The sequence below is a fragment of the Nostocoides veronense genome, assembly GCF_039531185.1.
Lineage (GTDB): Bacteria > Actinomycetota > Actinomycetes > Actinomycetales > Dermatophilaceae > Nostocoides_A > Nostocoides_A veronense.
In genome coordinates, this window is sequence record NZ_BAAAPO010000022.1 from 1 (window position 1) to 14997 (window position 14997).

Genomic DNA, 14997 nt, shown 5'->3' on the forward strand with positions numbered 1-14997 from the left:
CACCGAGGTCACGGGCCCTTCCGCGTCACCGCGAACGCCCGGCGTGCCCGCTCAAGTTAGAAGAGCCGTTTTGGGCGCCAGGGCCTGGGGAAAACGCAGGTGCCGCCTCGCCTAACCCCGGGAAGTCTGCGCTTACCCCCTGCTCTAAAGCAGGGTCAACCGCACACTTTCGGCATCCGGAGAGAAATGAGCAACTACCGCAGCGCGGCCACGGCGGCGGGGAGGGTGACGCGGGGGCCGGTGTAGAAGGGGGTTTCCTCGCGCACGTGGAGACGGGCGCGGGAGGCACGCAGCTCGCGCATCAGGTCGACGATGCGGTGCAAATCATCGGCCTCGAAGGCCAGGATCCACTCGTAGTCTCCCAGCGCGAAGGACGAGATCGTGTTGGCGCGCACATCGGGATAGTCGCGGGCCATCTGCCCGTGTTCGCGCAACATGTCGCGGCGCTCGCCATCCTCAAGGACGTACCAGTCGTAGGACCGCACGAACGGATAGACACAGACATACGCCCGAGCATTCTCGTCGGCGAGGAAGGCCGGGATGTGGCTCTTGTTGAACTCCGCCGGCCGGTGCAGTGCGAGCTGCGACCACACCGGCTTCAGGTGGCCGCCGAGCCCCGTGCGCAGGAAGCGCTGGTATGCCGATTGCAGCGCCTCCGGCTGCTCCGCATGCCACCAGATCATCAGGTCGGCGTCCGCGCGCAGGCCAGCCACGTCATACACGCCCCGCACGACCACCCCCTCGGCTGCGAGGGCCGCGAAGAGCGCCTCCACCTCGTCGGCGTATGCCGCCCGGTCGGCCTCCCCGAGCCGGGTCTCGACCGCAAAGACCGACCACATCGCGTAGCGGATCGTGTCGTTGATCTCGCGCATGCGCGCGGGCGTGGGTTTGGCGGGGATGGGGCGGGTCATGGCCTCAGTCTCTCAACCCGGCGGCGCCGAGCAGGCGCTGGGCAGCGGCCCGCGCACCCCCGATCACCGCGGGTATGCCGACCCCTTCGTATGCCGCCCCCGCCACCTCCACCCCGGGCAGCTCGTCGATCTCTTTGCGCAGCAGGGCGATTCGGTCGAGATGACCCACGGCATACTGTGGCAGTCCGCCGCCCCACCGCTGGACATGAGTGGCGATCGGGCTCGGCAGATCGGCACCGAGGATGTCGCCGAGATCACGCCACGCGAAATCGAGCAACTCGCGATCCGATCGCTGCAGCATTGCCTCCTCGCCCGCGCGCCCCAGCGATGCGCGCACATAGGTGAGGTCAGGGATGGTCTCGGCGAGCCACCCCCACTTCGCGCTGCTGAAGGTGCTGGCCTTGATCGCGCGCCCCTCGATGGGCGGCACCAGGAAGCCGGAGCCGGGCGCGGGAGGCCACTCGTCGGAGCGCACGGCGAAAGTCGCGACCGCCATTGACGTGAGGCCGATCCCGGCGAGCACCTGCGCCGCGTCGGGAGCGTGCGGAGCGAGCAGTCGGCGGGCCGACGGCGGCGGCGTCGCGATGAGGATCGCATCGGCCTCGATCACCTCGGGCTCGGGCACCGGGCCACAGGTCAGGCGCCATCCGGCCGCGATGCGGCCGAGCGCGCGAACGGTGACACCTGTTCTGATGACTCCCTCGCGCTCTCGAATGGCGTCCGCAAGCAGCGTGGGCAGGGTTCCAACGCCACCGGTCAGGCCGAGGAATGGCGAGCCAACGGGCGGCTGCGCCCCCTCTGCGGGGGGCAAAATCGACTCTCCGGCAACGGCTTTCGCGAAGATGGTGGGGAGGGCAGCGGCGAGGGAGAGTTGGCGCGACTGGCCGGCATACACCCCGCCCAGCAACGGCTCGACGAGCCGATCCACGAGGGCCGGACCGAAGGCGGCAGCGAGATAGTCACCCACGCTCGTGTCGCCAGTCAGCGGCGGGAGGGGCTGGTATGCCGCCACCTGCGCCACTTCGTCCGGCGAGAGGATGCCGGCGGCCTCGGCGGGTTGACGTGGGATGCCCATGAGCGATCGCGGCGGCATCGGGTGGAGGGCACCGCGCGACCATACGCAGGCCGCGGTCGTGGCGGGCGCGACGATCAGGTGGCCCGCGCCGATCTCCGCGATCAGGGCTCGCGCTTCTGGCCGGGTGGCGAGCATCGATTCGGCGCCGACGTCGACGAGGTGGCCGCCGATGATCTCCTGTCGCAATTTCCCGCCGACCCGGTCGGTTGATTCCAGGACGGTGACCGCGACTCCAGGTGTCGAGGTCAACTCCCAGGCGGCAGCCAAGCCGGCAAGGCCGCCGCCGACGATAACGATCCGGTACACCCCGCAAACCTATGCGGGCCGGCCGGAACCGCAATTGCCAGCAGGTGTGTCCGTCGTCATACTGCGTTAGCCTGCATTGGACCTGACCAGTCCGCACCGACAGATAGGCCCTCCCATGGACACCATCGTCGTCGGCGTCGACAACAGTGAGGCCTCCACCCGCGCGGTGGAGTTCGCCGTTGATCGAGCCCAGAAGAACCACTGGAAGATCGTCCTCGTCCACGTGATCCCCTGGACACCGTTCTCCTTCCAGACCGCCAGCGAGAACGAACACCGGCACCGTGAACGGCAGCGTGAACTCGAGGCCGCGACCGAACAGGTCATCGCGCCGATGGTCGAGATCTGCGAGCGGGGCGGGGTGCCCCACGAGGAGATCGTGCGCCACGGCAAGGCGTCCGAGACGTTGCTCGACATCAGCGCGGAGGCCCACGCCGTGCACATCATCGTCGGCCGCACCGGCGACTCGGGGCTGCGCGACGCCGTCTTCGGCAGCGTGGCCAACCGCCTGGCTCAGCACGCCAGCGTTCCCGTGACGGTGGTGCCGTGATGGGAGAGAACACCATGCGCGACAGCAAGACCCCGGAAATGGGATCGGCCACCAAGACCCTCGGCATCATCGGCGCGGTCGTCGCCGCCTTCTACGTCATCATCTTCGCGCTCTCACCGAAGCCGATCACCTTCCCGAGCCCGGTACCCGAGTTCGCACCGGACGCCACGCTGTTCGACAAGGTGTCGGGGTGGATCACCGGTCTGGTCTTCTACGGTCCGTCCGCCAACGGTGAGTACACGATCCGCATCGTCGTCATCTGGCTCATCACGGCCGCGATCTTCTTCACGATCTGGCTCGGCTTCATCAACGTGCGCGGCTTCAAGCACGCGATCGACCTCGTGCGCGGCAAGTACTCCGACCCCAACGACGCCGGCGAGGTGTCGCACTTCCAGGCGCTCGCCACGGCCGTGTCGGGTACCGTCGGTCTCGGCAACATCGCCGGTGTCGCCATCGCCATCGCCATCGGCGGTCCCGGCGCGACGTTCTGGATGATCGTCGCGGGTTTCCTCGGCATGAGCCTGAAGGCGGCTGAGTGCATGCTCGGCGTCAAGTACCGCCAGGAGCACGCTGACGGCACGGTCTCCGGTGGCCCGATGTACTACCTGAGGGATGCCGTGAAGGACCTCGGCAAGCCGGGTCTGGGCAAGGGTCTGGCCGCGTTCTTCGCGGTCTGCATGATCGGTGGCGCGGTCGGTGGCGGCAACATGTTCCAGTCCAACCAGGCCACCGCCCAGATCGTCAGCCAGGTCGGCGGCGAGGAGAGCTTCCTCGGTCGCAACACGTGGATCATGGGTCTGCTGTTCGCAGCCGCCGTCGGCGCGGTGATCATCGGTGGCATCAAGAGCATCGCCAAGGTCACCGAGAAGATCGTGCCGTTCATGGCGATCCTCTACCTCGGCGCGTGCCTCATCGTCCTCCTCGGCAACTTCGGGGAGATCCCGGCGGCCTTCGGGGCGATCCTCGACGGCGCGTTCACCGGCGAGGGCGCGGCGGGAGGCATCATCGGTGCCCTCATCGTCGGCTTCCAGCGGGCGGCGTTCTCCAACGAGGCCGGTCTGGGTTCTGCCTCGGTCGCCCACTCCGCGGTGCGCACCAAGGAGCCCGCCACCGAGGGCTTCGTGGCGCTGCTCGAGCCGTTCATCGACACCATCGTCATCTGCACGATGACGGCGCTGACGATCATCATCACCAAGGCCTACCTTGACCCCGCTGCGTCCGAACTCGGCGGTGTGGCCCTGACCTCGAACGCCTTCGCCACGGTCCTGCCGTGGTTCCCGAAGGTCCTCGCGGTCGCGGTGGTGCTCTTCGCCTTCTCGACCATGATCAGCTGGTCGTACTACGGCATGAAGGCCACCGGGTACCTGTTCGGTGACAACGCCCTCGCGGAGAACGTCTTCAAGGTCATCTTCCTCGGCTTCACCGTCCTGGGTTCGGTCGCCAGCCTCGGCTCGGTCATCGACTTCTCGGACTCGATGATCTTCATGATGAGCATCCCCAACCTCATCGGTCTCTACCTGCTGCGCAACGTGATCCGGCGCGAGTTCTCGCACTACCGGGCACGTCTGGCCTCCGGCGGGATCAAGGAGTTCGCCGACCGGCACTGAGCCGCCAGGCCCTGGACGAAGGACCGCTGAGGGCCCGACGGATCACCGTCGGGTCCTCAGCGCGTCCGCTCGTCCAGGCCAGTGCCTGGCTCCAGGTCAGGCCAGGCCGAGGTCCTCGAGACCGAAGCCGTGCCGGTACTCCAGCCCGGCATCCGCGAACTTCTCCGCCGCACCGGTCGCCCGGTCCGCGATCGTGGCGGGCGCGACGATTAGGTGGCCCGCGCCGATCTCCGCGATCAGGGCTCGCGCTTCTGGCCGGGTGGCGAGCATCGATTCGGCGCCGACGTCGACGAGGTGGCCGCCGATGATCTCCTGTCGCAATTTCCCGCCGACCCGGTCGGTTGATTCCAGGACGGTGACCGCGACTCCAGGTGTCGAGGTCAACTCCCAGGCGGCAGCCAAGCCGGCAAGGCCGCCGCCGACGATAACGATCCGGTACACCCCGCAAACCTATGCGGGCCGGCCGGAACCGCTGCCACCGAGGGGGCGTCGCAGCCCGTATCCAGCCCGCGACGACGCCCGCAAGGAGTGGCCATGTCATCCATCACCCGTCGAACCCCGTCCGCGCGAGCCGCCCTCGCCGTCGTCACAGCGGCCTGCGCCGTGACCCTGGCCGGCTGCAGCGGTGGCAGCACAAGTTCAGTAGCGGGCGGGTATGCCGCGACGTCGTCGGCCTCCGCAGGTGACGTGGCGCAGGACGCAGCATCAGCTGCCGTCGATCCCGCGAAGCGGGGCACGACGGTTGCGCCCGTGGCGGTGGCCGTCGAGGACCAGAAACTCGCGCGCAATGCGACCCTGTCGCTGAAGGTGCGCAGCATCAACGAGGCCGTGGACAAGGTTCGGGCGATCAATGCGACCGCCGGTGGCTACATCCTCACGGAGAATGTCGGCTCCTACCGCGACGGAGGCGCCGAGGGCGTCACGCCCGACACTTATGCGGCAATCAGCATCTCGGTGCCGACCGACAAATTGGACGCCACGCTCGACGAACTGCAGAAGATCGGGCAGGTGCTCGACCGGCGCAGCGAGACCGAGAACGTCACGGCGGAGTTCGTCGACACCCGGGCCCGCGTCGAGTCCATGAAGCGGTCCGTGGCACGCATCCAGGACTTGATGGACTCGACCAAGGATATGGAGCAACTCGTTCGCCTAGAGCGCGAACTGTCCTCTCGCCAAACGGAACTCGAGGCGGTCGAGGCGCGCCTGCAGCAACTCGACCGCGAGACCTCACGATCCCCGGTCACCATCAACCTCACAACGCAGGAGGAACTTGTCGAAGGTCTGTCCAGCCCGAAGGAGGGCTTCCTCGGCGGCTTGGCCGCTGGGTGGACCGCCTTCGTGGGCTCGCTGGTCGGGTTGATGACGGTGATCGGTGCGCTGCTGCCGTTCGCGCTTTTCGCGGGGCTGGTCGCCTGGCCGCTGTGGCTGCTGATCCGTCGATTCCTGCGCGAGCGCCGCACACCCACCGCGAACCCGGCCCCCGAGCCCAGCGCCTAGCCGCGGCCCTCCTGCTAGGCGGCGGAGGCCTCGTGCACGAGCGCGACCACGCGGGTGAGGACGTCGGGGTCGGTTTCGGGCAGGACGCCATGGCCGAGGTTGAAGATGTGACCGGGCGCCGCGCGGCCCTCGGCGAGGATCCGCCGGACCGCCCGCTCGGTCGCCTCCCAGGGCGCGAACAATAGCGCCGGGTCCAAATTCCCTTGCACCGCAAAGGATTTGCCCGTGCGCTCGATGGCGTCTGGCAAGGCGACGCGGTAGTCGACACCGATCACGTCAGCTCCCGCCGTCGACATCGACGACAGCAACTCGCCGGTCCCGACCCCGAAGTGGATCCGCGGCACGCCCAACTCGCCGACAGCGCTCAACACCGACGCCGAGTGCGGGCGCACGAAGGTCTCGTAGTCCGCCAACGACAACGCCCCAGCCCAGCTGTCGAAGAGTTGCACCGCACTCGCGCCAGCGCGGATCTGGACCTCCAAGAAGGTCCGCGAAATCTGAGCGAGCCTGGCGCACAAGGCATTCCACAAGTCTGGATCGCCATGCATCAGCGCCTTGGTCTTCAGGTGGTTGCGGCTGGGGCCACCCTCCACGAGATAGCTCGCCAGCGTGAAGGGCGCCCCAGCAAAACCGATCAGCGGCGTCGAACCCAACTCCGCGACCAGCAACCCGACCGACTCCGCGATGTCCGGGATCGCATCAGCAGTCAGTTCCGGCAGTCGGTGGAGATCGGCCCAGGTCCGGATCGGCTCAGCGACGACCGGCCCGACACCGGGCACGATCTCGATGGCCAGCCCCGCCGCCGCGACCGGAACCACGATGTCGGAGAAGAAAATTGCCGCGTCAACCCCGTGCCGCCGAACCGGTTGCATCGTGATCTCCGCGACCAAGTCTGGCCGCCGGCAACTGTCGAGCATCGCGATGCCCTCGCGCACCGCGCGGTATTCCGGCAGCGAGCGCCCCGCCTGCCGCATGAACCACACGGGGGTATGCGGAGTCGGCAACCCTCGCGCAGCCCGCACCAGCGGCGAATCAGCGGTCAGGGACGGGGAGCCAGCGGGGACACTCACGCGGCGATCGTATGTCGTCCGCTCATCCGGACCCCGCCGCGATCAGCACCACCCCCGCGACCGTCGTCGCCGCTCCCACCACCTGGACGCGCCGAAGCCGTTCGTGCAGAACGACATACGCGAGCGCCGAGGTAACCACCGGATAGAGCGAGCCGAGGACACTCGCGACCGACACCAGCCCACGGGAGGACGCGAGTCCATAGAGCACATTCGCCAGCAGGTCGGCCAGGCCGATGACGACGAGCATCGGGGCATCGCCCCGCCCCACTCCCCCGGTCTTCCGGAGCACCAAGGCGGCGCACGCGAACAGGATCACCGAGGTCAACCGCATACCCCACATGGTGTTGATCACGGAGTAGCCGCTGCCCCGGTCGACCGAGTACAAAGTCACCCCGAAGCCAGTCCCGGCCGCCACCGCGAGCGCCACCGGACGCCGCGAGACCGACCCGTCGAGTTCGGGCCCGGACGCGAGAAGCACCCCGATGATCGCCACAAGGATGCCGAGCCAGGTCACCGACCCGGGCTGCTCCCCTTCCAGCACCCCGAGCGTGACAGGAACGAGCACCCCCAACGACGCGATCGGCGCCACGACGCCCATCGACCCGGTCGAGAGGGCGGCATAGAAACAGATCAGGGCGCTCGATCCCGACATTCCCGCCACCCCAGACCATACCCACCACGGTCCATCCGCGAAGTGCGGCGAGCGCAGGAGCACCGCGATCGTCATCACCACGAGCGCCACAGCCTGCGACCAGCCGACGATGGCGGCAGCAGCCAGCGACTTGGCTTTGACTCCGGCGAGGAAGTCCGAGGTCCCCCAGACGAGTGAGGACGCGAGCGCGAGCAGGCTGAACACTTTGACACCTTAGAAGCCGGGACACGAGCGGCGAAGCACGTGGCAATGCCAGCCGCGGCGCCCTGCCTGCGCATACGCTGCACAGGTGGCCACCCGCACCGTCAGCCAAAGCGCCTCCGAGGACTTCTCCCGCGCGCTTGCGTCGCTGCACGCGGCGGCTTTGCGCCCTGAACTGCGGCTCACCGAGGTGCCGGCCCCCAGCCGGATTGCTCCGTATGCCGTGGCCCTGACCGCGGATGTCCTCGCCGATCCCTCGGGCGAGGAAGAGTTGGCCTCCGGCCGATTCGTCCTCTTGCACGATCCGTCGTGTCCCGAACCGTGGGGCGGGGCCTGGCGCGCCGTCACCTTCGCGCGCGCCGACTTGGAGCCGGAGTTCGGCGCCGATCCGCTGCTCGGTGAAGTGGGCTGGACCTGGCTCGAGGAGGCCTTGGCCGAGCACGATCTGGACTATGTCGGCGCCGCGGGCACCGTCACGCGCGTCATCTCCGAGAGCTTCGGCTCGATGAGCGACCGGCCGGCCACCGTGGAAGTCGAAGTGCGAGCCTCGTGGACCCCCCTCGACGACGACCCGGGCGAGCACCTGCGCGCGTGGTGCGATGTGCTGTGCACGATCGCCGGCCTGCCCCCACTCCCGGAAGGTGTCGTCGCGTTCCCCGGACGCCGGCGCTGAAGGTCGACGAATGACCGAGACGTCCGGCATACCTCTGGAGCACCCAGCCGACGGGCTGCCCGAGGTCATTGATTCCGAACGTGCCCTGGACGAGGCCGCAGAGCGGATTGCCGCGGGCTCGGGCCCGGTCTCACTCGACGCGGAGCGCGCGTCCGGTTTCCGCTATAGCCAGCGCGCGTATCTCGTGCAGTTGCGCCGCGATGGCTCCGGGTCCTTTCTCGTCGACCCCATCGCGGTGCCTGATCTCACGCCGCTGGATCAGGCCATCGGTGGCGCCGAGTGGATCTTGCACGCCGCGACCCAAGATCTCGCCTGCCTCGCCGAAGTGGGTCTACGCCCCCGTCAACTGTTCGATACCGAACTGGCCGCGCGCCTGCTGGGCCTGCCCCGCGTTGGCCTGGCCGCCGTCGTGGAGCACTATCTCGGGCTGGTTCTCGCCAAGGAACACTCGGCGGCCGACTGGTCGCAGCGTCCGCTGCCGACGGCCTGGCTGCGGTATGCCGCCCTCGACGTTGAGGTGCTGGGCGAGATCCGCAATCTGATGGGTGTCGACCTGGCGATGAGCGGCAAATCCGAATGGGCGAGAGAGGAATTCGACGCCCTGTTGTCCTGGACGCCGAACACGCGCGTCGATCCATGGCGGCGCACCTCGGGCCTGCACAAGGTCAAAGGCGCCCGCGGTGTCGCGATGGTCCGCGAGCTCTGGTACGCCCGTGATCGCCTTGCCGCGGATCGCGATATCGCGACCGGGCGCCTCATCCCCGACACCCTGCTGGTCGCGATGGCGCAGCACGCGCTGACCGAGCCTGGCACGCTGCCACCGGGCGGCCGCTCCATCCAGCGCTACCAGCGCGAATGGCTCGCCGCGCTCGATCGCGCCGCCAAACTGCCCGAGCGCGACCTGCCGCCGGTGAGCCAGGCCGCGGACGGTCCGCCACCCCCGCGCTCGTGGCCGGACAAGAACCCGCTCGCCGCGGCCCGGCTGACGCACACGCGCGCCGCGCTCACCCAGTTCGCCGAGGAGCACACCATCCCCGTCGAGAATGTCTGCTCTCCCGAGCCACTCCGCCGGGTGATCTGGACCCCGCCGGCCGGGGCGCCGGCGATCGAGGCGTTCGATGCCGGGCTCGCGGCATATGGTGTGCGCCCCTGGCAGCGCGGGATCGTCGCGCCGATGCTCGCCGAGGCGTTCGCCGTTGCCACGGCGTGAGCCGACTCACGACCGACGAAGCCCGCGCTAAGCGATCGCTTAGTTAGAGTTGGCCTCAACCTCGCCCAGCCGGTTCCGGCTCGGGCCGAAACCCAGTGCAAGGAGGCAGTATGCCGCGCAGCCTGCGAGAGGTCGTCTTTGTCGACGGCGTCCGGACCCCGTTCGGCAAGGCCGGCCCGAAGGGTCTGTATGCCGAGACCCGGGCCGACGATCTGGTCATCAAGTGCATCCGCGAGTTGATGCGCCGCAACCCCAACCTGCCCCCGGAGAAGGTGGAGGAGGTGGCGATCGCCGCGACCACCCAGATCGGTGACCAGGGTTTGACGCTCGGTCGCACCGCTGCGCTGCTCTCTGGCCTGCCCAAGTCGACGCCGGGTTACTCCATCGATCGGATGTGCGCCGGCGCGATGACGGCGGTCGCCTCGACAGCCGGTCAGATCGCTTTCGGCGCGATCGATGTCGCCATCGCTGGCGGCGTGGAGCACATGGGGCGTCACCCGATGGGCGAGGGCGTCGACCCCAACCCGCGCATCGTCGCCGAGCAGCTCGTCGACCCGTCGGCCCTCGTCATGGGCAAAACCGCCGAGAACCTCCACGACCGCTTCCCGCAGCTGACCAAGGAGCGCAGCGACGCATATGCCGTTGCCTCTCAGGACAAGCTCGCCGCGGCATACGCCGAGGGCAAGATCCAACCCGACCTCGTCTCGGTCGCGACGCGCAGCGCGGCGAAGGGCTATGGCCTGGCGGTGCAGGACGAGCCGCCGCGCCCCGGCACGACGATCGAGGACCTCGGCGCGCTCAAGGCGCCCTTCCGCGCGCACGGCCGCGTGACCGCCGGCAATGCCGCCGGTCTCAATGACGGCGCCACCGCATGCGTGCTGGCGGCCGAGGCGACCGCGAAGGAACTCGGCCTGCCGATCAAGATGCGCCTGGTGGAGTTCGCCTTCGTCGGCGTCGAGCCGGAGGTTATGGGCATCGGGCCGGTGCCCGCCGCCGAGAAGGCGCTGGCCAAGGCCGGGCTGCGCATCGAGGACATCGGGCTCTTCGAGCTCAACGAGGCGTTCGCCGTCCAGGTGCTGGCCTTCCTCGACCACTTCGGCATCGCCGACGACGACCCGCGGGTCAATCCGTATGGCGGTGCCATCGCCACCGGTCACCCGCTCGCCTCCTCTGGCGTGCGCCTGATGAACCAGCTCGCGGCGCAGTTCGCGGAGCAGCCGCAGGTGCGTTACGGCATGACCGCCATGTGCATCGGCCTTGGCATGGGCGGCGCCGTCATCTGGGAGAACCCGCACCACGCCGACTATGGAAAGGAGGGCTGAGGTATGACCGCCACGCTCACCGAGGCCGCGAAGGCCGACTTCCCCGATGAGGTCGTCACGAACGCTCTGGTTCAGGACATCACCCTGCCGCACGGCGCCGGGGTCCTGGCCCTGATCACGCTCGACAACGGCTTTGACCACACCAAGCCCAACACCTTCGGCCCGGCGACGATCGCCGGCCTCGCCGAGGTGGTGACCGCCCTGCGCGCTCGCGCCGAGGCCGGTCAGATCCAAGCCGTTGGCATCACCGGCAAGCCCTTCATCTTCGCCGTCGGCGCCGACCTGACCGGCGTGCCCTTCGTGACCGAGCGCCAGCAGGCGCTCGATATCGCGCGGGCCGGGCACGCCGTCTTCGCCGACATCATGGACCTGCCGGTGCCGACCTTCGCCTTCATCAATGGCGCGGCGATGGGCGGTGGCGTCGAGATTGCGTTGTCGTGTGATTACCGCACGATCTCGGCCGGCGTTCCGGCGCTCGCGCTGCCGGAGTGCTTCCTTGGCCTGGTGCCCGGATGGGGCGGCTGCTACCTGCTGCCGAATCTCGTCGGCATCCGCTCGGCCCTGCAGGTCATCATTGAAAACCCCTTGAACATGAACAAGATGCTCAAGGGACCGCAGGCCTTCAAGCTCGGGATCGCGGACGCGATGTTCGCCCCCGCGGACTTCCTCGAGGAATCGCTCGGCTGGGCGGCGTCGGTGCTGACCGGTGCCACCGCCGTCGAGCGCGCCGCCGTCGACAAGGACGAAGCCGCCTGGAATATGGCGATCGACATGGCCAAGGCCCTCGTCGACGTCAAGACCGGCGGCAAGTCGCCCGCGCCCTATCGCGCGCTGGAGTTGCTGCGCGGTGCACGGACCTCCTCCCGCGAAGACGGCTTCGCCGGGGAGGACGAGGCGCTGGCCGATCTGCTCATGGGCGACCAGTTGCGCGCTGGTCTGTATGCCTTTGACCTGATTCAGAAGCGTGCCAAGCGTCCGGCCGGCGCACCCGACAAGGCGCTTGCTCGACCTGTCACCAAGGTCGGTGTCGTCGGCGCGGGCCTGATGGCAGGCCAGCTCGCGCTGCTCTTCGCGCAGCGTCTCGAGGTCCCGGTCGTCATGACCGACCTGGACCAAGAGCGCGTGGACAAGGGGCTGGCATACGTCCGGGGACAGATCGCCGACCTGCAGGCCAAGGGCCGGGTGAGCCAGGACGGGGTCAACAAGCTGACCGCGCTGGTCACCGGGACGACGGACAAGGCGGGTATGGCGGATGCGGACTTCGTCATCGAGGCCGTCTTCGAGGAGATGTCGGTCAAGAAGCGGGTCTTCGCCGAGCTGGAGCAGATCGTCACCCCTGAGTGCGTGCTGGCCTCCAATACCTCCTCGCTGTCGCTGACCGAGATGGCGGCCGATCTGGAGCACCCCGAGCGGGTCGTCGGTTTCCACTTCTTCAACCCGGTGGCCGTGATGCCGCTGCTGGAGATCATCCCCGGTGAGAAGACCGATGATGCAGCTCTCGCAACGGCTTTCGCCGTCGGCAAGGGCCTGAAGAAGACGACCATCCTCGTGAAGGACTCCGCGAGCTTCATCGTCAACCGGATCCTCGGCCGTTTCATGGGCGATTACAGCCGGATCGTGGACGAGGGGACGCCGTCCGCCGTCGCGGATCAGGGCGTTGCCGGTCTCGCGCCGATGCCGCCCTTCGTCCTGCTCGGCCTCGTCGGTCCGGCGATTGCGCTGCACAACTCCGAGACTCTGCACCGGGCCTTCGGCGACCGCTTCTATGTCTCCCCCAGCGTCCGCGCGCTCGTGGAGGCGAAGAAGACGGCATACGACCCCAGCGTGCAGATTGCCCCGGAGAATCCGGTGGCGCTCACGGCGGATGAGGTCAAGGACCGAGTCCTGTCGGCCATCGCCGAGGAGGTCGGCCTGATGCTCAAGGAAGGCGTCGCCCAGGCGCCGATGGACATCGACCTGGCCCTGATCACCGGCGCCGGCTTCCAGTTCTGGAATGGCGGCATCACCCCGCTGCTCGACCGCGAGGGCATCTCCGAGAAGGTCAACGGCGCCCGCTTCCTGCCCCCCGGCGCCGCCGACGTCCGCCGCTGAGGGCCGGCAAGGCTGGGCTGCCACTTTCCCGCCCATTGCCGAAACATGGACGTACGCAACGGATCATTACCGTTGCGTATGTCCATGTTGTCTCCCATGACATGTCACGTTCCGGCAATGGGCGGGAAAGTGACCTCCGCCGCCGTGTCGGGGGCGCGGGTATCTCACATGTGAGGTACCATGGTGGCTTATGTCAGAGGACTACTTGGCCCGTATCGGCAATCTCATCCGCGACGCACGACGTCACCAGGGGATGACGCAGACCGACCTTGCGGAGCAACTCGGCACCAGCCAAAGCGCCGTGGCGCGTATCGAGCAAGGTGGGCAGAACCTCAGCCTGGAGATGCTCGCCCGCATCGGCGATGCCCTCAACAGCGAGTTCGTCTCGCTCGGGCACTCGCAACCACAACACCTTCGCGTCGAAGGCGGCCGCAAGCTGTCGGGCGAGATCGACGTCAAGACCTCGAAGAATGCCGCCGTTGCGCTGCTCTGCGCGGCGCTGCTCAACAAGGGCCGCACCACCTTGCGCAGCCTCGCGCGCATCGAAGAGGTCAACCGGATCATCGAGGTCCTCGGCTCCATCGGCGTCAAGACCCGGTGGCTGCCCGGCACCAGCGACCTCGAAATCATCCCGCCGGCAACGCTGGACCTCGACGCCATCGACATCGAGGCCGCCCGTCGCACCCGCACGGTCATCATGTTCCTCGGCCCGCTGCTCCACGAGCTCGACCACTTCCAGCTGCCGTATGCCGGGGGCTGCGATCTCGGCACCCGCACCGTCGAGCCCCACCTGATCGCGCTGCGCCACTTCGGCCTGAATGTGCTTGCGACACAAGGATTTTATGAGGCATCCGTCCGTGTTGGTGAAGGCCCGGGCAAGCCCATCATCCTCACCGAGCGCGGCGACACCGTCACCGAGAATGTCCTGCTCGCGGCCGCCCGCCACCCCGGCGTCACCGTCGTGCGCAATGCCTCGTCCAACTACATGGTCCAGGACCTCTGCTTCTTCCTGCAGCGCCTCGGGGTCGGCATCGAGGGCATCGGCACCACGACCTTGACGGTCACCGGCGTGGAGCACATCGACGTCGATGTCGATTACCAGCCCTCCGAAGACCCGATCGAGGCCATGAGCCTGCTCGCCGCGGCGGTCGTCACCGACTCCGCGATCACCATCCGCCGGGTGCCGATCGAGTTCCTCGAGATCGAGTTGGCCACCCTCGAGACGATGGGTATGCAGTACGACCTCTCCCCGGAGTATGTCTCGGCTAACGGTCATACCCGTCTCGTGGACCTGACCACAATCCCTGGCCCGCTCAAGGCGCCGGCGGACAAGATCCACCCGATGCCTTTCCCCGGACTCAATATCGACAACCTGCCCTTCTTCGCGCTCATCGCCGCGAAGGCCGAGGGCACGACGATGATCCACGACTGGGTTTACGAAAACCGCGCCATCTATCTCACCGAACTGACCAAGGTCGGCGCGCGCGTTCAGCTCCTCGACCCGCATCGCGTGATGATCGAGGGCCCGACGCCGAAGTGGCGCGCGGCTGAGGTCGTCTGCCCGCCTGCGCTGCGCCCCGGGGTCGTCGTCCTGCTCGCCATGCTCGCGGCGCCCGGCACCTCGGTGCTGCGCAATGTCTATGTCATCAACCGCGGCTACGAAGACCTCGCCGAGCGGCTCAACAAGCTCGGCGCCCGCGTCGAGACTTTCCGCGACATCTGAGAGCTCGTTAGTCGCCGCCCTGCGTCCCCTGAAGGATCCAGGGCGGCGATGGTTTTGCCGAACGCTCTCCGCACGTCCACCTCGCGTTCCCCGAATGGTCAGTGCCGGCTTG

Annotated in this window: 13 protein-coding genes; 8 read left to right on the forward strand and 5 right to left on the reverse strand. The window is 68.1% G+C overall.

All coding sequences use genetic code 11. The features are described from left to right. Nucleotides 1–194: 194 nt before the first annotated feature. Complete coding sequence (hemQ, locus tag ABD225_RS06750; RefSeq protein WP_344082786.1) at nt 195–911, reverse strand: hydrogen peroxide-dependent heme synthase; 717 nt, start codon at nt 909–911, stop codon at nt 195–197. A 4-nt stretch (nt 912–915) separates the two neighbouring features. Continuing rightward, a complete protein-coding gene (hemG, locus tag ABD225_RS06755) occupies nt 916–2292 on the reverse strand; it encodes a protoporphyrinogen oxidase (protein WP_344082788.1) in 1377 nt (458 codons plus the stop codon). A 115-nt stretch (nt 2293–2407) separates the two neighbouring features. Here hemG and ABD225_RS06760 point away from each other — a divergent pair, with 115 nt between their 5' ends. Then, nucleotides 2408–2839 (forward strand): universal stress protein, encoded by a 432-nt coding sequence (locus tag ABD225_RS06760; RefSeq protein WP_344082790.1) that lies wholly within the window; start codon nt 2408–2410, stop codon nt 2837–2839. After that, nucleotides 2839–4446, forward strand: a complete 1608-nt coding sequence (locus ABD225_RS06765; RefSeq protein ID WP_344082792.1) for an alanine/glycine:cation symporter family protein — start codon at nt 2839–2841, stop codon at nt 4444–4446. The genes ABD225_RS06760 and ABD225_RS06765 overlap by 1 nt, the downstream gene beginning before the upstream one ends. A 96-nt stretch (nt 4447–4542) precedes the next feature. On the opposite strand, the gene ABD225_RS06770 is transcribed toward ABD225_RS06765, so the two are convergent. Further along, on the reverse strand, nt 4543–4887 hold the full coding sequence (locus ABD225_RS06770; protein WP_344082794.1) for an NAD(P)-binding protein: 345 nt from the start codon (nt 4885–4887) through the stop codon (nt 4543–4545). 93 nt (nt 4888–4980) lie between these two features. Between ABD225_RS06770 and ABD225_RS06775 the strand changes: the two genes are divergently transcribed. Beyond that, on the forward strand, nt 4981–5943 hold the full coding sequence (locus tag ABD225_RS06775) for a DUF4349 domain-containing protein (protein ID WP_344082796.1): 963 nt from the start codon (nt 4981–4983) through the stop codon (nt 5941–5943). 14 nt (nt 5944–5957) lie between these two features. Here the strand turns inward: ABD225_RS06775 and hemE are convergent, their stop codons facing one another. Together hemE and ABD225_RS06785 are read right to left on the reverse strand one after the other, a co-directional pair. Then, nucleotides 5958–7013: a uroporphyrinogen decarboxylase gene (hemE, locus tag ABD225_RS06780; RefSeq protein WP_344082798.1), complete on the reverse strand. Its 1056-nt coding sequence runs from the start codon at nt 7011–7013 to the stop codon at nt 5958–5960. Between the two features lie 22 nt (nt 7014–7035). Next, nucleotides 7036–7869, reverse strand: a complete 834-nt coding sequence (locus ABD225_RS06785) for a DMT family transporter (RefSeq protein WP_344082800.1) — start codon at nt 7867–7869, stop codon at nt 7036–7038. A gap of 85 nt (nt 7870–7954) precedes the next feature. Here ABD225_RS06785 and ABD225_RS06790 point away from each other — a divergent pair, with 85 nt between their 5' ends. The 5 genes from ABD225_RS06790 (at nt 7955) to ABD225_RS06810 (ending at nt 14885) form a co-directional block, all read left to right on the forward strand. Further along, entirely contained in the window at nt 7955–8539 is a 585-nt protein-coding gene (locus ABD225_RS06790; RefSeq protein WP_344082802.1) for a DUF3000 domain-containing protein, read from the forward strand. Between the two features lie 10 nt (nt 8540–8549). Continuing rightward, entirely contained in the window at nt 8550–9749 is a 1200-nt protein-coding gene (locus ABD225_RS06795; RefSeq protein WP_344082804.1) for a ribonuclease D, read from the forward strand. Between the two features lie 110 nt (nt 9750–9859). Further along, entirely contained in the window at nt 9860–11071 is a 1212-nt protein-coding gene (locus tag ABD225_RS06800; protein ID WP_344082806.1) for a thiolase family protein, read from the forward strand. Between the two features lie 3 nt (nt 11072–11074). Further along, nucleotides 11075–13162 (forward strand): 3-hydroxyacyl-CoA dehydrogenase NAD-binding domain-containing protein, encoded by a 2088-nt coding sequence (locus ABD225_RS06805; RefSeq protein ID WP_344082808.1) that lies wholly within the window; start codon nt 11075–11077, stop codon nt 13160–13162. A 190-nt stretch (nt 13163–13352) separates the two neighbouring features. Then, entirely contained in the window at nt 13353–14885 is a 1533-nt protein-coding gene (locus ABD225_RS06810) for a helix-turn-helix domain-containing protein (protein WP_344082810.1), read from the forward strand. The last annotated feature ends 112 nt before the right edge of the window (nt 14886–14997 follow it).